Below are 18,579 nucleotides of genomic sequence, written 5' to 3'. Positions count from 1 at the left end.
TGTACCAAACAATATTTGCTTCGTTAAACTGAACACTGGCAAAAGTCGGTGCGTTTATCAAACAGAAGTTTTGTACGCCTGCAGTTACGAGTGTTGGGGTGCCTGGATCGGTAACCGTTACGGTTACTACTAATCGTACAGCACTTTCACAATATACTACTGGAGGACCTGCTTTTATTGGGAGAGAAATTGCTCCATAATAAGCTTTACTAGTCAATACAGTAGTACTAGGTAATGGAGTTGTACTAATAAGAGAATCATACCAAACAACATTTGGTTCATTTACCTGAAGACTCGCAATTGTCGGATTACTTGTTAAACAAAAAGTAGGTGTATCATCAAGAGTTGTTGGTGTGGCTGGACTAGTTACAGTTACAGTAGCCACCTTAAGTTCTCCCGCTTTATTTTCGCATGTATTATCACTTGATACTGCAACATAATAAGTAACAGGACTCATAACTGCTGTTAATCCCGAAACTGTTAAAACACCTAAACTACTAGTGGTATAAGTAACACCTGCAATAGTAACAGGACCTGGCCCAGATGGGATAGGCTGTGTTTTATTAGCATCAAAATACCAAAAGAATTTAGGATTTGTTAAAGCACTTTCTGGTGTAAATACGGCATCTGTATCATGACAAACAGAATCATTATTTACGGTAATATCAGTTACAAGAGAATTTGGTAAAATTGTAAATATCACTAGTTTTCTATCTCCAGGTGCCGTTTCACAATATTCATTAGAATTAACTCCTACATAATAAGTATAAGTTCCAGGTGTTAAGCCTGTAAGATTTAACACTGAGCTAGTCTCTCCTGCAATTAGATTACTAGTCGTTCCATCAAAAATATACCAATGATATACAGGAGTATTAAGCACTGGCGTACTAGCTAAAACTGCTTCTAATTTTACTTTACCATCTTCTGCACAAATAGTATTACTAGTATCATCATTAATTTTTACACTTGCTATTGTACCAGCAGGGGTTGTAGCTCTAACTATTACTGTCACTACTCCTCTTTCAAGGGCAGGGCAACCGTAACGAATTGGCTGAACGTAATATTTATAAGTACCTGCTGCTAATGTAGCAGGAAGTGTATATGTCTGTCCTGAGGCTAATTCATTCCCACCTGTTGGTGAGTTATACCATTTATAACTTGAACAATTCGCCGGAGGTACTTGTAGTGTTAAAGTACTACCAGGGCAGACCGTGACGTTATTATCATCATCTCCTCCAATCACTTTGGTATTTGTTACACGGTCGATATTATGAACTCTAAGTTGGTCTAATACACTTGCAACACCTCCAAAAGATATTGTAACTCTATCGTATGGTTGAGTTTGAGGAGCTAAAATTGTCATTGCCATTGTATCTCCCGAAAGTAATTTTAAAGTCAATAAACTACTATCGTTTAGAATAGGAGCACCAACAGGAGTATTTCCTAAATAAAGCTGGATATTAAATCCAGTAAGTAAATTAAGATTTAAGACAATTCCTGGCTTAGAAATTATTATTCTAAGACTATCTCCAACCATAGATGGTGTTCTAAAACTTGTTGTAAGCTGTGCTGCAGCAAGTACTCCTACTCCACTAAACATGGTAGCATAAGTAGCTACATCACCATCGGCTATGTTCCATGCATTCGAAACACCTACCGTAGCTGTTAATGCTCCAACACCTATTTCTTTTACACCAAAGAAAACATCTTCGATATCTCCTTGTCCACAAGTTATCTGAGTAACTGATTTATCATAATAGGCATCGTAAACATTTATATTTTGTGCAACACTTAAAACTGATCCCATTTGCACTCGAATACCATCATAGGCTTTAGGTCCTGTAGCATCCGACGGAACAAATGTGTACTCAAACGAGTTTTGTCCAGATAATAAATTTAATAATGATCCAGACACAGATTGTAAAGTTCCAATATCAATTGGGTTCCCTAGACCGTCACGTTTAGTTCCTATCACTGTAACGCCTTGTCCTAACGCTACCCCACTATACTCCGCACCTAACTTAACTGTTACAGGAGTTCCTTTTGCAATAGTTGTTGGCCATTGCAAATTTTGCCATGTAGTTCCAATACCCAAAAGTCCTAAACCAGTTGTTATTGTAGAATATGTTTTTGGATTACCATCAGCCCCATTAGCGTCATTGGTAACGGTTCCTGTAATAATAGTTCCCCATTGTTGAGTAGTAGCATATTCTCTTTCTAATAACGGATCACAACTAGCAGGGTCTATGACTGTAATTGTAATAGTCTGAGTATTTGTACAAGTTCCGTTACTCGCGATTACTGTATAAGTAAAAACGCCAACAGTATTTAGTACACCAGTATTATTTGACGGTATAGGATTTCCTGCTGGATCATACCAAGTTATAGTTCCATTGGATGTTGCAACTAATGCTACTGAATCGCCTTTATTAACAACTTTAGAAGCAGTTGTAACTACTAAAGTTGGTAAAGGATTAATTGTAACTGTTACTTTTTCTTTCACAGATGGGCAATCAACACCAATTGTTTGGGCCTGAATCCAGTAATCACCTCCTACAATGATATTAGCTGCCGCTTGTTCTGTCATTGGTGCATTAGAGGAATCAAAGAAAGTATAGGTTGTATTTCCTGATGTATCAAGATCTGTAATAGCATCTTTTAAATTTACTTTGGCACAACCAGCCAAAGTTGTAGTAACTGTCAAAGCAGCACCTACAGGGTAATTTACTATAACTTCTTTTAAGGTTCCATTTATATTTTCACAAATACCTTCATTAAGTACTGAAATATAATATTTATAAGGTGAATTAGAAGCAATAAGTCCGCTAATGGTAAGCGCTCCAGTTGTAGCATTTTTTAAATACGTTACTCCAGCTATTTCTCCAGATACAATTTCTATAGTTTTGTTTTGGTCTGTATAATATTTAAATGTCGCTCCTGGTAATGTAGATGTTGGAGTCAATACAGCACCTCCTGCACAAGAAGCAGTTAAAGGAGTTGTTATCACAATATCAGTATCTGTAGGAATAGGCAAAACTGTTACTGTAATAGCTTGACGATTAGTATTCAAACACGGTGTAGTAACTCCACGACTAGCCTCTAAATAAAATATTTCAGTCCCTGTCAATGATCCCGTTCCATAAGTACTTGTATTAGTTGCTAAAGCTGTTCCCCCAGTTGGAACATCATACCAAGAAAATGTTTGTGTACCTGTAGCCGTAGCCGTTAATGTAGTAGATTGTCCTACACAAATTGGAGTTACTGCTCCAGTTATTGTAGCATTTGGATATCTATAAGAAGCTTCATAAATATCTACACCTGCTAATAAAGCAGCTAATCCTTCTAACTTAACCTGAACACTTGTAAATGGCCCAGCAGCTACAAAACTAGCTCTAAAACGATTGCCTCCCAATAACTGAACATTCAAAAGTGAGCTAATGGCAGATTGATCAGCATTAGGCAGGCCTGAATTAAAACTTTGCAAGCTAATATTAGAAAGAGCACTTATATCAAGCAGTCCAACAGGAATCCCTAATTCTACATCTATAATATCACCAGTCTCACCTGCAGTTGAAAAACTTAATACTTGTTGTATATGATCTCCTAATAAACCAAGAGGTATGGTAAGATTTGCTGCAGTTGTATTATTACCATCCACAGAATCACCATCATTTGTTGAGCCACATGTTAAACAATTCGTTGTCCCTCCTTTGGTAGTCACTTGCGAATCAGCTAACAAACAAGAATTAATAGAATTACTTATAACGACATTAATAACAGCTCTTGTAGCGCTTATACAATCTGTTGCTGTACTTCTCGCGGTAATATAAAAACTTTTATTTACTGTTAAAGCTGGCGTTGGCGTGTATGAATTTGTAGCTGAAGCCAATAGATTTCCGTTAATAGGAGCATCGTACCAATCATAATCTATGCCCCCTACAGGATTTGACACTTCCAGAGTAGCACTTTGTCCAGCCTGAATAACAACATTCGTTAATGCTACAGTTGGCACTGCTGGTCGTGCACTGACATTAACTGTAACTTGCGTACGCGTTGCACTTAAACAACTGCCAATCTTAGCTTCTACATAATAACTAGTAGTAGTCGTTAAACTCGGTGTTATAAATGAGGTACCTGTAAATAAAGAAGTTCCGCCAGAAGCAGTACTGTACCAATTATAATCTGTACCAGCAACTGGTGACTGAACCGTTATTGTTGTATTTTGCCCGCTACATAAATTCACAGGACTAGCTACCACCGTTGTTGGAGCAACAGGATTATTTACTGTTACAAGAACAGGAAATCTTTCGCTATTCACACAACCATTACGAGTAACTTCGACATAAAAAGTCGTGTTTGATGTTAGTGCTAATGTAGTATAAGTAGCTGTACTACTTAATAGAGTACCTCCAGTTAAAGCGCTATACCAATTAATAGTTTCATCTAAAGTTGCACTAGATGTTAACGTTGCTATTTGTCCGCTACAAATTGTCGTATTTCCAGTTATAGTCCTTGCTTTAAATTTATACGAAGCACCATAAATGTCAAGACTAGTTAATACTGTGGCCAATCCTCCTAGCCTAATCTCAACACGATCAAAAGCCGCACCTGCTTTAAGACTTGCTTTAAAGCGATTACCTCCTAATAATTCAATATTTAAAAGGGAATTGTTTACAGCTATTCGGTCGTTATTATAAGTAGCTCCATTATAAGTCGCTAATGAAATATAACTTAAGGCGCTTATGTCTAAAAGCCCGGTTGGTATTTCCAAATCAACTGTAATAACATCTCCAGCCTGACCTGGATTATTAAATTGCAATGTCTGCTGAATCCATCCGTCAACTAAACCAACAGGTACTGATAATCTAGCAGCAGTACTGCTACTACCATCAACTGAATTGTCAGAATTAGGTGAAGAACAGAATAAACAAAGTCCATTTTGTGTTGTTTGTTGACTGTTTGCATCCAAACAACCACCTAGCGGATTAGTTACAACAGTTACATTTATCGCCGCTCTAGTTGCACTTACACACCCTCCTGTAGCACTAACTGCCTCAACATAATAGGTCTTATTTGCAGTTAAGATAGGAGTAGTATATGTAGGAGAATTTGCTAGCAACTTAGTTCCTCCCGTAGCTGTATCATACCAATCGAAAGTAACACTTGGATCCGTTGATGAAGCATTTAAAGTTGCATTTTGACCCGAAAGTATAGATACACTCTGTGTTAATACTTTTGGAACATCAGGAACCAGAGTTGAAGTAACACTAACAGGAGTTCGAGTCGGTGTTTTACAAGTTCCAATAGCTGCTTCTACAAAAAAATTAGAAACTCCAATAGGCACTGTCCTAGTCAAGGTATTACCAGAAGCTATGAAAGAACCTACCGCACTATACCAAGTATAAGTTGTTCCTGGTACTGGATTTATTACCGATAAAGTAGTCGATTGTGTAGGTCCTGTAGAACAAATTACCGTTCCAGTAACATCTATAGTAGGCAACACTGGGTTTGTAATATTTATAGTTACAGGCACGCGTTCGTCGCTCTCACAACCTGCAATTCTTGAACTACTTACATAATAAGTTGTTGCAGTTGTTAAAGCTGGTGTAGTAAAAGTATTAATATTTGAAAGTGCTGTAGTCGATGTAGGGGAATCATACCATGCTAGTGTAGTACCAGCCGCGGCGGTGGCAGTAAGTGTTATTGGTTGTCCAGAACATACTGCTTGTGTATTTCCTCCAACAATTGTTGGCTTAGCAAATTGTAAGCGAACTTCATATATTCTTAAACTTAATAATGCGCTTAAAAGTCCTCCACTTTGAATTTGTACACTATTTGCATCTCCGGGTAATGTGTATTTTATCACCCCTATTTTGTTTACATCATCCAATATTTGGAGATTTAATATTCCATTACTTAGTGCTACTGCTGGCCCAACATTAGTTACTCCATTTTTTGCCCGAATGGTTCCGTTCGTGAGCAAATCAGCTTCCAAAACACCATTTCCAGTATTAAAATAAACAACAATTTGATCACCTGCTTTAGCTGTTTGATTAAAATGGAATGTCTCTTGCGCAAAACAAGCTAAACCTAAAACATTTGATATAGAAGCAAAAGTGGCCATGTTTCCGTCAATTGCATCATCTGGAGTAGTTACACTCATACCCACACATAATGCCCCTCCTACAGTATTAGTCTGTGAGTCGGGTCTGCAAAAATTTTGTGAGAACGAGCTCGAAAAGGGAATTAATATCAAAAACAACCACAAATAATTTTGTAAGAATGCCCAATTTTTTATTGTTAAGAAAAATGTTTTCATATTCCTAAGAGATTAATAAAGTGATAAATAAATTCCAATATGGTAAATAAGCGATATCATCTACAATCCCATATTTTAAAAAGAGAGATTATTAAATATAGCTGTACTAACAAATCATCAGATAAACATTCTAATGCTTTGAAAATATCTTAATTTTAAAGACTATAAAAATTACTTCGAATTTGCTACAAATTCAATTTGCGAAGAAGTATATGATCCCATAATTCGACAAAAAATAAAAGTCAAATAAATCTTAAAAAAAGAAAGTTGTTTACTAGGGGAATCGATTAAAGTAGGTTTTAATTTCATAAAAATATTTTTAAGAGATTAATTGTAATTATTTGGAGTTCTACTTTCATTATTTTAGTTAACATCAGGCAACAATAACCTGTATGCGATGTATTTATGTACATCCATAAAAAAATAAAAAATAGGAATTTTAATTCGACGATTTTAAGTACTTGAAAAATTTACACAATAATCATAAGAAATGAATCCTATAGAGATGTGAAAATTAAAATCTATTAAATGGAAAAATAGACTTATGACCAATACCAGAGTAGTCGAGTTGTGCTTCAGGGGATTGAAGACTCAATTAATAATACTATTATGTATTGTTATAGAATAAATGACATCGATAATTATTGCTACATTGATCAAACGGGTTATTTGTTTTAAAAACAAAAAGAACCAATTGATTTATAAAATTATCAAATAAGAAAAACTCTTTTTTACTTGTAGAAGCAAAAAATGATATGGCATTTAATTTTTGATTGAACGACTGTGAAACAAGAAATAAATATGAGAAGAATCTATTCCTTCTGAAAAAAGTAATTATATATTCCATAAGCATCCATATTAAATAATAATTGACAAAAACGTGCAAAAATTCTTCTTATTTAAAGACTCTTTTTAAAAGTCCTCATGCTACTATGTGGTATTATATTATTTTATGACAGAAAAACAAATTAGAATAATAATAAATAATCATTTTTTTATATATTGCTCCACATTTGACATTAGAATATCCCTGATTCTATATAAAATAACCTATTTATACTTAAATCAGAATTATATCTGAGTTTTGGCGTTATGCGATTTGAGCAATGATTTTAAATTTTTAAGATATTAACTTAAAAAATAAAGTAATTAATCTTTTTTCAACTATTTAATCGATAGTGTTAAGATTAATTAACAGTCGTTCAATGATTAATATTTCATAAATGTAAAAATCTTTTTTTGAATATGCAAGCGAAAAAATCACTAAATGCGAATTTAATCTTAAAAAGATTAAAAAAGGCATTACAAATAAATACTGATATTGATCTATCTAAACTATTGAATATCAAACCAAATACTATCTCTACATGGAAAAAAAGAGATACTTTAGATTATAGTGCAATAATCTCAATTTGCAATCTTCACGAAATCGACCTAAATAAAATACTTTCAGAAAAAAGCTACAACGAAAAAGTTAATAATATAACAGTAAACAATACTCCTTTAATAAAAAGAGAGCTTCAATTTGAATATTGTCTTGGAAATGAAGATTTATTAAACAGTTTACCTCAATATCATTTTCCTTTTATACAAAGCAAAATCTCCAGGGCATTTGAGATAGTAAGCAATAACATGAATCCAACTATAAATGCAAATTCTTTTGTAGTATGTGAAATTACAGATATAAAATCTATTGAAGAAAATGCCATTGCAGTAATAATAAGCAAAACAAAAGGACTAATTATTAATAGAGTAATTAATAATAGCCCTTTGGAAAATAATTTTACTTTAAGCAACGATAATACTTTTTTCAGAAATACAACTATTGATTCTGATGACATTAAAGAAATATGGGCTGTAAAAAATATACTAATTAGAATATAAAATCAACCCTTAATTTATTGAATAAAGCAATGATCAATAATTACGATTCTATAATCGTATTTATTTGTTTAAACAATTGCCCATCGCTCAGGAATGCACCTTGTTGAATTAATTCAAAAATAGAAGCATTACGATCATCAGTAAAAACTTTTTTACCAACTTTCATCTCAATAGTTTCAGTAAACATATTATCGCTTAACCATTGTAAACCTTCTTTAGTTAAGAAATCCGTTTCTGGGACTAATGATTTCAAAACTATAGATTGAACATGTGTATCAAAACATTGAAACAGGAAAATATGATTTTTAGAAAAATGCTCTAAAAATTCAGCTCTAGAAAGAACTCCTTCCCAAATTAAATCCGAAAACACATCTAGCTCTTGCTCAGCTACCTCTGGCTTGTTTATTTTGATCGAATCCCACTCTGCTTTATCAATTGCCTGCGTTCCTAAAAAGCTTGCAAATTCAGCATTTAATTCATCAAATTGTTCTTTTGTTAATCTTGCGTATTTCATTTTTAAAACATTTATGGCTTTTATAATATAATTAAATATTTCAAGCCTGTTTAATATTCAAAAAAAAATCCCGATTTACATCGGGATTTCATATTATAAATTAAAACTATTACTTTTCAGCAACAATTTCGTATGGTAATTCAACTACAACATCTCTGTGTAATCTAATGCTTGCAGCATATTTACCAGTACGTTTTACGATACCGCTAGTAATAAATTTTCTTTCGATAGAGTTACCCGCTTTTTCCAAAGCTTCAGCAATATCTATGTTAGTGATAGAACCAAAAAGTTTCTCTCCACCAGCTTTTGCGAAAATTTTAATTTCAAGAGCTTTCAATGCTTCAGCTATTTTCTTAGCGTCATCAACAATCTTAGCCTCTTTGTGTGCTCTTTGTTTTAGGTTTTCAGCCAATACTTTTTTTGCAGAAGGAGTTGCTAAAGTAGCAAAACCTTGAGGAATTAAAAAGTTACGACCGTAACCAGCTTTTACAGATACTACATCATCTTTAAATCCTAGATTCTGTACGTCTTGTTTTAAAATAAGTTCCATGTTGTTGTCCTTATATTTGAGAAGTTAGGTTCGTTTGACGGAAACCAACAACTTTAGTTTAATATTATTTTAATAAATCCGCCACGTATGGCATTAAAGCTAAGTGACGAGCTCTCTTAACTGCTACAGACACTTTTCTTTGGTATTTTAAAGAAGTTCCTGTTAAACGACGAGGAAGAATTTTTCCTTGCTCATTAACGAATTTCAATAAGAAATCTGCATCTTTATAATCGATATATTTGATTCCTGATTTTTTGAAACGACAATACTTTTTAGTTTTGTTAGTTTCGATGTTTAAAGGCGTTAAATATCTGATATCTCCGTCTTTTTTTCCTTTTGCTGATTGCTCTATTGTAGACATAATAATTAAGCTTTTGTAGATTTTAATTTTGTTCTTCTTCTCTCAGCCCAAGAAATAGCGTGTTTATCTAAACTTACAGTTAAGAAACGCATAACTCTCTCGTCACGTCTAAATTCAGTTTCAAAAGCAATTAGAACTTCTCCTGCTACTTTGAACTCAAATAAGTGATAAAAACCACTTTTTTTGTTTTGGATTTCGTAAGCCATTTTCTTTAGGCCCCAATCCTCTTTTGATACCATTTCAGCTCCTCTACTAGTAAGAAATTCTTCAAATTTCGTTACTGTTTCCTTCACCTGAACCTCAGATAAAACGGGATTTAAAATGAAAACAGTTTCATAATGATTCATAAATCTAATATTTATTTGTTAAAATTGGGTGCAAAAGTAACCAATTATTTTATATATACAACACTTTTTTGCTTTTATTCGACGTATGGTAAAAAATAAGCCTAAAATCTAGTTTTAAAAGAAAAATAAATCTATATTTACTATTACATTCCCTAAATTTAAATGTTATGAAACTAAATTGTGTTGTAGTAGACGATAGTTCTATCCAAAGAACCATCATCTCAAAGTTAGTCAATAATCATACGAATTTACACTTGGTTGGAGATTTTTCAAATGCAATCGAAGCTCGAAGCTGTATCTCTTTAAATAATATTGATTTGATATTTTTAGATATCGAAATGCCTGTTATAAATGGTTTTGATTTTTTAGATGGCCTAAAAACAAAGCCCCAAATAATCTTTATTACCTCTAAGGCCGAATATGCTTTAAAGGCCTTTGATTACGATGCTACCGACTATCTCCAAAAACCAATAGCCATAGACCGCTTTAATGCTTCTGTTAAAAGAGCATTAGACTTATATGCCTTACGAACCGATGTAAAAGAAGATGAAGGCGAGCATATTTTTATCAAAAGCAACCTCAAAAAACTTAAAATTTTTACTGCAAAAATTAAGTGGATTGAAGCTTTTGGCGACTATGTAAGAGTAGTAACCGAAGACGATAGTAACTTAGTTCTTTCAACAATGAAATCTTTTGAAAATGATTTATCAAAAGAAAAATTCATTCGCGTACACAAGTCATATATTATAAATATTGACAAAGTAGAACGCTTTAATAGTAAGTTTGCCGAAATCGGTATTACAAAAATTCCATTAAGTCGAAATAAAAAAGAAGACTTAGTTCGCGCATTATCAATAACTCATTAAAGCATTAATAAAAGTCTACATTTATAATTACTTTTATCGCTCTATATTGCGCAACAGCCTCAAAACTATTCAGAATTTTCTGAATAGTTTTTTTTGTACCCCCCAAATGCATTTCTTGTGGTATTTTGATTAAAATTGTTCGAATATACTCATTTCTAATTCGACTAATAGCAGGCTCCTCTGGCCCTAGCACTGGCATATTCAAATTCTGACTCAAAACTTGATACAACCACATAGAACCTTCTTTTAATCTATCAAAATCACGGTGCTTAAGCGTTAACTTAATTATCCTAAAATAAGGTGGGTACCTATAAATTAATCTATCGTATAATTGTTCCCTATACATTCCTGCATAGTCATTATTAGTAACCTGCTGTATTGTGTTATGATTAGGATTATAAGTCTGAATCACAACTTTACCTTGTTTCTCTGAACGCCCAGCACGCCCAGAAACCTGCATCATCATTTGAAAACTACGCTCGAAAGCTCTAAAATCTGGATGAAACAACATATTATCGGCATTCATAATCCCTACCAAACTTACATTATCAAAATCCAATCCTTTAGCAAGCATTTGTGTTCCAACCAAAATATCTATCTCACGATTTTTAAAACTATCAATGATTTTCTCAAATCCAAACTTACCTCGTGTTGTATCTTGATCCATTCTACCTGTTTTGGCATTTGGAAAAAGTGCAAGCAACTCCTGCTCTATTTGTTCTGTACCAAATCCTTTGGTAGTTAAATCAATACTAGAACAACTATGGCAGTTTGTTGGCTTTGCCATACTATATCCACAATAATGACAACGCAGTTGATTTTTATGTTTATGAAAAGTAAGACTCACATCGCATTGCTGGCATTGCGGCACATGCCCACAAGTGATACATTCTATAATAGGTGAATATCCTCGTCTGTTTTGAAACAATATAACTTGCTCACCTAAAGTTATCGCTTCTGAAATTGCCTCGATTAAAACATCACTAAAATGCCCAGTCATGCGTTTTCTAAAATACTTATCTTTTAAATCAACCAACGTAATATCTGGCATTCGAACATTATTATAACGCTCAGTAACTGTTACCAATCCATATTTCTGTGATTGCGCATTAAAATAAGTTTCTAAACTTGGAGTTGCTGATCCCAAAAGCACCTTGGCTTTATGAAAATTTGCCAAAACAATTGCCGCATCGCGTGCATGGTAGCGTGGAGCCGGATCTACTTGTTTAAAAGTCTGCTCATGCTCTTCATCAACAATAAGCAAACCCAAATTTGCAAATGGCAAAAACAAAGCCGACCTCGCCCCTATTATTATTTGAGCATTTTCTACATTCGACAAAGTCTGTTTCCAAACCTCAACTCGCTCATTATTGCTGTATTTAGAATGAAAAACAGCCACCTTATTCCCAAAATGAACTCGCAATCTAGTAACCAATTGTGTCGTTAGCGCAATTTCAGGCAACAAATATAAAATTTGCCTTCCTGTTGCTAAATACTCTTCTATAAGTTTAATATAAATCTCCGTTTTACCACTAGAAGTTACTCCATGAAGCAAACAAACCTCTTTTTCAATAAAGCTATTTTTAATTTCCTCGAAAGCAGTTTGCTGAACCGAACTTAATTGCAGTTCTTTTTCTGTGCTTTTACCTGTAAAATTAATTCGGTCTTGCTGTAAAAAATACTCTTCAAAAATCTCTTTCTCAATTAACGCTTTTACAACCGCCGATGATGATTGCGATGCTTCAACAAGTTTCTTAACCGTAATTGGTTTCTTCTCGACTGCACTTAACTGAAAATATGCCAAAACAATTTCTTTTTGTTTCGCCGCATTTTTAAGCACCTCCAACAACTCATTTAACCCTTGATTTGAATCATATTTGCTATGTAACTTTACATAGCGAACAAGCTTTGGCTTATAACTTTCTTGTATTTCCTGTTCAAGAATAACAATGTCTTTATCAATTAATTTTTGAAGAATAGGGAAAACATTTTTTTTATTTAAAACAGCGACAATATCCTGAACCTTGAGCGAACTCTGATGCTGTAATGCTTCGTAAACTAAATATTCTTCATCGGTTAAAGTAGTTTCATCTACAAAAACACCTGCCTTATGTGTAATTACCGTTTCACTTTCTAATAATAAACCACTTGGGAATGCTCCTCGATATACATCACCAATGGCGCACATATAATAGGATGCAATCCAAAGCCAATGTTTTATTTGAATTTCGGTAGCAATTGGTCTTTCGTCAAGAATTTGGTGAATCTCTTTGGCCTCATACAACGTTGGTTCATTCTGATGTGTTTCGAGTACCAATGCTGTATACATTTTACTTTTACCAAAAGGCACAGCAACCCGCATTCCTTTCTTAATGAAATTAAACTCCGCTTCAGAAATACGATACGTAAACGTTTTAGCTAATGAAAGTGGTAAAATGACTTCTACAAAATGCATTTTAAAGATATATATGTTTTAAAATAATAGCGTTTAGAATATTATTTTTCGTTTATAATTAGCGTAATTTTAAAGCAAATTTACTTTTTATCTAGCTTTTCCGAAGCTTTTGCAGTATTACATTCTTTAACCAATTTTAATGTATGATTAAGCGATTGAGTATTAGTCCAATCATCATGACCTGTAACAATATATATTGGGTTTTTAAATTTTGCCTGTACTTTTTTAATTGACTTCTCCCATTCTTTTACATCCGAATCACCTAAATATCCCAAATCTGTTGCAACTGTACTTTTTACAAAACATCCACCATAAAGAACCTTCTCTTTATTAAACCAAACTACAACATTATCTGACGCATGTCCTTTTCCTGGATAAAATACCTGAAAACGATGTTGGCCAACTGTAAATGTAGTATCATTTGGCATTATAAAATCAGCTCTCTTTTTTCCTTCTTTTTCAAGAATCTGATCTGTTAGTTTTATAGTATACGTTTTTATGCCTTTTTGCCCATAAAATCCTAAACCTCCAGCTCTGTCTTCGTGCGAATGCGTTGCAATATGCACAACAACATCTTTATGATGCTTAGCTTTTATACTATCCAGTAATGGCTGAAACTGTGTTTCATCCCAAGGCGCATCAAACAACACCACTCCTTTATCTGTAACCAAATACATAGAATTAGCAGAAATTAGAGTTCCTTTGTAATCATGAAAGGTTTTATAAACATAAAAGTCACCCGTAAGATGACTTATTTGTAATTTATTATTTTCTGCTTGCCCAAAAGATTTTGTGAATCCTATGAACAACAACAGCAATATTATTATTTTTTGCATTTTTAAATTTCTTTAACCTTTAAATTCTTGACCAATATTGTGTTCTTCCCAGAAGAGAAATCCCAATAAATCCACGTAATTTTAGTTTATCTACACCATCTAGTGTAATGTTACATTTATACGTTTTTCCTGTTGTTGGATCTAAAATAGTTCCTCCTTTGTACTCATCACCATCTTTCTTTAAGCCATTAATGATTACCATTCCTAAAATCGGCTTGTTTTTATTCGCTCCCGGACACAAACTACACACATCATTGACATGCTCTTTACGAAGAATTCTAATAATTTTACCATAAATTTTTCCCGATTGTTCATACACTTCTACAATCGATTTTGCCTCGCCTGTTTCATCATCAATGGTTTTCCATTTTCCGATTACAGTTTGACTTTGCACATTGCCTATTACCAAAAATAATAAGCCCATTGTTAAGATCCAGTTTTTCATGATGTTTGTTTTTTTAGCCCTGATTGTAGCGGCATCCTTTATCCCGATTCTTTAAGGGATAAAGATAGAGCAGAAAGCAGGAACAGCTTCTAAATGTTATTATTATTTTTTTGTCTTAACTTTCTGATTGTGGCATTTAATTCAAATCCCAAAAGCAATATCATACAGTTTATCCAAATATAAAACATTAGTATTAATAATGTACCAATTGAACCGTAAAGTTCATTATATTTTGAAAATTTTATAACCCAAATCCCAAAAAAGTACGAAGATATCACAATTAAGATTGTTGTAAATACAGATCCAATACTTATAAATGGTACTTTATTATATTGTTTTGTTCCGTAACGCAACAATATAGAAGATGTTACCAAAATCATTAAGATTACAAATAAATAACGCCCCATAATAATAAGCGGAATACTATCATTTAACACATCTTGAATCATTGTTTTCTGAATAAGCACCTCAAAAACTACAATTGTAGCAACTGTTACTAGTAACAAAATAGACATTGTAATTGAGATTGCCAATGCCACAAGATATTGACTAAAAAAGCCCCGTTTATCCAACACATGTCGAGATGATTCGAAACCTCCCAGAATTCCGTTAACTCCATTTGACATTAAAAAAACCGACAAAAAGAATCCTGAAGAAAGCAATCCTGAATGACTATTATTTAAGATATCACTAATAATTTTATAAATCGCATCGTAAGTATTTGGCGGAACTCCCTGTTGAACAAACTGTAGAAAATCCTGTTGAAATCCTTCGATTGGGATAAACGGAATTAAATTAAGTATAAACAGTGCAAATGGAAACAATGCCATAAAAAAGCTAAACGCAACTGCGCTTGCATGATATGAAAATGCTCCTTCGATAATACCTATAGTATATAATTCGAGTAAGTCATACAATGAAAAACCATCAAGCCAAGGTAGCTTTATACTTTTTAAGAAACGAACGAGATAACGTACTACTGGCACTCTATCTAGCCGGTTTTCTATTTCTACTGACATATACTTACTGGATTATTGTTTATAATTTTTAAAGTGCCTTTAAACTTAAATCCATATTATAAACCGAATGTGTTAATGCTCCCGAAGAAATATAATCGACTCCACATAATGCATATTCACGAATTGTTTTTTCGTTGATATTTCCTGAAGATTCTGTTTGGCATTTATCTCCAATTAATGCAACTGCTTTTTTGGTATCTTCATAATTGAAGTTATCTATTAAAATACGAAAAACACCATCACTTTGCAAAATTTCTCTAATCTCATCTAAGCTTCTAGCTTCGACTATAATTTTTAAATCTAGTTTGTTTTCTTTTAAATAAGCTTTTGTTTTGGCTATAGCCAGAGTAATTCCGCCTGCAAAATCAATATGGTTATCCTTAAGCATTACCATATCATAAAGTGCAAATCGGTGGTTTTCACCTCCTCCAATTTTTACTGCCCATTTTTCAGCAACACGAAAATTAGGTGTTGTTTTGCGAGTATCTAATATTTTAGTATTTGTACCTTTTAAAAGCTGTACATATTGATTTGTTTTAGTTGCGATTGCTGACATGCGTTGCATAGAATTCAACACAACACGCTCCGATTTTAAAATCGATTGTGAACTTCCTGAAACATGAAATACAACATCTCCATATTTTACGGGGGTTCCATCTTCTATAAACGTTTCAACTTTTAAACTTGGATCAACATAATTAAATATCATTTTAGCAAATGCAACTCCTCCAATTATTCCATCTTCCTTTACCAACAATTTAGCTTTACCTTGCGCATCGGCAGGAATACAAGCTAAGGAGCTATAATCTCCTGTGCCTACATCTTCGCGAATTGCATTAAAAATAAGCAATTGTAACTCGTTCTGAAATTGTACTTCGTTAATCATTTTGTATGAATTTTAATAGAATGCTAAAGTAGCACATATTTTGTGGATTTGAAAATTTAGACGATTTGAAAATTTAAAAACAGCATAAATTCTATCATTTACCTCTAAATCCAAAATACGAATTTCATGAACTAATACTGACGCAAATCATTGTACTTCTTTTTGATTCTACCTAACTCTTTATTTCGTCTGTTCGACTTTCAGTCTCGAATCAAGAAAGTGTTTTTGTTAAAGGACTTTGACAAGCGAGATACCGAACTGATGATGTAAGTCTGTGACAAAAAAGCTAAGCTTTATCTTTTATGAATTTTAATGCCTTAATGGCTAAAAAAAAATCCTATTTATTACAAACATTAAATATCTTTGAACTTCAATATTATTATCAAATGGGATTAATTAAAGATATTTACTCGGTTGCTTTTTACGAAAATTTTACTAATTGCGTTGCCAAAGTCATTCCTGATTTTGATAAACAACAATTTATCACACAAATTTTTGATGCTGATTTTGCTAATAAAGAATGGAAAGAACGCATGCAGCATACTACGATTGTCTTGCATAATTTTATGCCTAATGACTTTGGAGAAGCCGTTTTAACCATTGAAAATATTATCGAAAATCTAAAGAATAATAATTTTACTGATGGAAATCTGGCTTTTATATTTTTTGCTGATTACGTAGAAAAATACGGTATTGATGATTTTAAAACAAGCGCAAAAGCTTTTGTAATGATTACGCAATTTATAAGTTGCGAGTTTGCCGTTCGTCCGTTTATTATTAAATATCCCAAGGACATGATTGATGAAATGACAAAATGGTCATTACATGAAAATCATCATGTAAGACGATTAGCTAGTGAGGGGTCACGCTCTCGATTACCTTGGGCAATGGCAATTCCTGCTTTAAAGAAAGACCCTACTCCTATTTTAGCTATTTTAGAAAATCTAAAAACTGATTCATCAGAATATGTTCGTCGTAGTGTTGCCAATAACCTCAACGATATTGTAAAAGATAATCCAGAAATTGTACTTGACATTGCTACCAAATGGCAAAACATCAGCCCCGAAACCGATGCTATTATCAAACATGGTTGCCGTACTTTATTAAAACAAGGTAATCCTGATATTTTAAAACATTATGGCTTAGAGAGTACTAATATCGAATTATCTAATTTTGAAATTATCACTCCTAAAGTAAAAATTGGAGAATACTTAGAATTCCAATTTTCACTGAACAATACTAATTCTGAGAATAAGACTGTACGTTTAGAATATGCTATTTATTATCAAAAATCAAAAGGGCATTTGGCGAAAAAAGTATTCAAAATTAGTGAACGCATTTATCAGCCTAATCAGTTGGTTAAAATTAAAAGAAACCAATCTTTTAAAGTAATTACAACACGTGTATTTCATTTAGGAAAACATCAATTGTCTGTAATTATAAATGGAACAGAAAGCGAATTACTGGATTTTGAATTGATCTAATCGAGTTAACACATAAAAATCAAACAGTAGCAAAACATAATAAGTAAAATAAGTTTTTCTTAAATGAACTTACATAGCTTACATGGTTCGTTTTTTAATAGTTTTAGATAACTAAAAATAGAAGCTCCTTAAATGAGAACTCAATGTTTTATTTTAAAACTATGTTATTATTCTACTAAAAAATATAATTATTTTTTAAAACATCAGATTTTTATCCTTAATTTTACTGCCGTGAAATGGATTAACCTCATATTATCAATTTACTTAGTCGTTCTATCGTGCTTGCCTTGTGCAGATACGCTGGAAAACGAGACTATTGCGCATACAAGCGAAATAGTTAGTAAGAATAATCAATCTCACGAAAAAGGATTAGATCTTTGTGCTCCATTTTGCAGTTGCAATTGCTGTGCTGTTCAAGTTTTAAACTCAGCTCCTGCCGTTACTTGGATTTTTAATGTAGAAACTACTCTCATTAAAAAACCATTATCCTCTTACCATTCAATTCTTACTTCTAATTTCTACGGAAGTATTTGGCAACCGCCCCAAATAGTATAATGTAGCCCGAGTAATTTCGGGTATATGTGTTGTGGAATACCACAAAAAAAACAGGCGA

Annotated in this window: 13 protein-coding genes and 1 pseudogene; 4 read left to right on the top strand and 10 right to left on the bottom strand. The window is 33.0% G+C overall.

Annotated elements, in window-relative coordinates; translation table 11 throughout:
* Positions 1-6,319: pseudogene (locus LPB87_RS16925) on the bottom strand (hypothetical protein); the annotation flags it as partial.
* A 1,245-nt stretch (positions 6,320-7,564) separates the two neighbouring features.
* On the opposite strand from LPB87_RS16925, the gene LPB87_RS16920 reads away from it, so the two are divergent.
* On the top strand, positions 7,565-8,203 hold the full coding sequence (locus LPB87_RS16920) for a helix-turn-helix domain-containing protein (RefSeq protein WP_230728647.1): 639 nt from the start codon (positions 7,565-7,567) through the stop codon (positions 8,201-8,203).
* 40 nt (positions 8,204-8,243) lie between these two features.
* Here LPB87_RS16920 and LPB87_RS16915 read toward each other — a convergent pair whose 3' ends face one another.
* The 4 genes from LPB87_RS16915 to rpsF form a co-directional block, all read right to left on the bottom strand.
* The gene (locus LPB87_RS16915; RefSeq protein ID WP_129537978.1) at positions 8,244-8,717 is read right to left on the bottom strand and encodes a DUF6495 family protein; all 474 of its coding nucleotides are present in this window, start codon (positions 8,715-8,717) and stop codon (positions 8,244-8,246) included.
* Between the two features lie 109 nt (positions 8,718-8,826).
* Complete coding sequence (gene rplI, locus LPB87_RS16910; protein WP_035628732.1) at positions 8,827-9,267, bottom strand: 50S ribosomal protein L9; 441 nt, start codon at positions 9,265-9,267, stop codon at positions 8,827-8,829.
* 64 nt (positions 9,268-9,331) lie between these two features.
* Entirely contained in the window at positions 9,332-9,628 is a 297-nt protein-coding gene (rpsR, locus tag LPB87_RS16905) for a 30S ribosomal protein S18 (RefSeq protein ID WP_002987043.1), read from the bottom strand.
* Between the two features lie 5 nt (positions 9,629-9,633).
* On the bottom strand, positions 9,634-9,975 hold the full coding sequence (gene rpsF, locus LPB87_RS16900) for a 30S ribosomal protein S6 (RefSeq protein WP_035628733.1): 342 nt from the start codon (positions 9,973-9,975) through the stop codon (positions 9,634-9,636).
* 167 nt (positions 9,976-10,142) lie between these two features.
* Between rpsF and LPB87_RS16895 the strand changes: the two genes are divergently transcribed.
* The gene (locus LPB87_RS16895) at positions 10,143-10,841 is read left to right on the top strand and encodes a LytTR family DNA-binding domain-containing protein (RefSeq protein ID WP_129537977.1); all 699 of its coding nucleotides are present in this window, start codon (positions 10,143-10,145) and stop codon (positions 10,839-10,841) included.
* 4 nt (positions 10,842-10,845) lie between these two features.
* On the opposite strand, the gene priA is transcribed toward LPB87_RS16895, so the two are convergent.
* From priA to nadC, 5 genes are all read right to left on the bottom strand, one after another.
* Complete coding sequence (gene priA, locus LPB87_RS16890) at positions 10,846-13,296, bottom strand: primosomal protein N' (protein ID WP_230728646.1); 2,451 nt, start codon at positions 13,294-13,296, stop codon at positions 10,846-10,848.
* An 80-nt stretch (positions 13,297-13,376) separates the two neighbouring features.
* Positions 13,377-14,132: a subclass B1 metallo-beta-lactamase gene (gene bla-B1-FLAV / locus LPB87_RS16885; protein WP_230728645.1), complete on the bottom strand. Its 756-nt coding sequence runs from the start codon at positions 14,130-14,132 to the stop codon at positions 13,377-13,379.
* A gap of 19 nt (positions 14,133-14,151) precedes the next feature.
* Entirely contained in the window at positions 14,152-14,577 is a 426-nt protein-coding gene (locus LPB87_RS16880) for a DUF2147 domain-containing protein (RefSeq protein ID WP_230728644.1), read from the bottom strand.
* Between the two features lie 89 nt (positions 14,578-14,666).
* Positions 14,667-15,596 (bottom strand): YihY/virulence factor BrkB family protein, encoded by a 930-nt coding sequence (locus LPB87_RS16875; RefSeq protein ID WP_230728643.1) that lies wholly within the window; start codon positions 15,594-15,596, stop codon positions 14,667-14,669.
* 28 nt (positions 15,597-15,624) lie between these two features.
* Positions 15,625-16,482 (bottom strand): carboxylating nicotinate-nucleotide diphosphorylase, encoded by an 858-nt coding sequence (gene nadC / locus LPB87_RS16870; protein WP_230728642.1) that lies wholly within the window; start codon positions 16,480-16,482, stop codon positions 15,625-15,627.
* 302 nt (positions 16,483-16,784) lie between these two features.
* Between nadC and LPB87_RS16865 the strand changes: the two genes are divergently transcribed.
* Together LPB87_RS16865 and LPB87_RS16860 are read left to right on the top strand one after the other, a co-directional pair.
* The gene (locus LPB87_RS16865) at positions 16,785-17,966 is read left to right on the top strand and encodes a DNA alkylation repair protein (RefSeq protein ID WP_230728641.1); all 1,182 of its coding nucleotides are present in this window, start codon (positions 16,785-16,787) and stop codon (positions 17,964-17,966) included.
* Between the two features lie 231 nt (positions 17,967-18,197).
* Entirely contained in the window at positions 18,198-18,521 is a 324-nt protein-coding gene (locus tag LPB87_RS16860; protein WP_129537971.1) for a DUF6660 family protein, read from the top strand.
* Positions 18,522-18,579: the final 58 nt, after the last annotated feature.

It is taken from the genome of Flavobacterium sp. EDS, assembly GCF_020991525.1.
Lineage (GTDB): Bacteria > Bacteroidota > Bacteroidia > Flavobacteriales > Flavobacteriaceae > Flavobacterium.
This window is presented reverse-complemented; position numbering and strand designations above follow the sequence as displayed.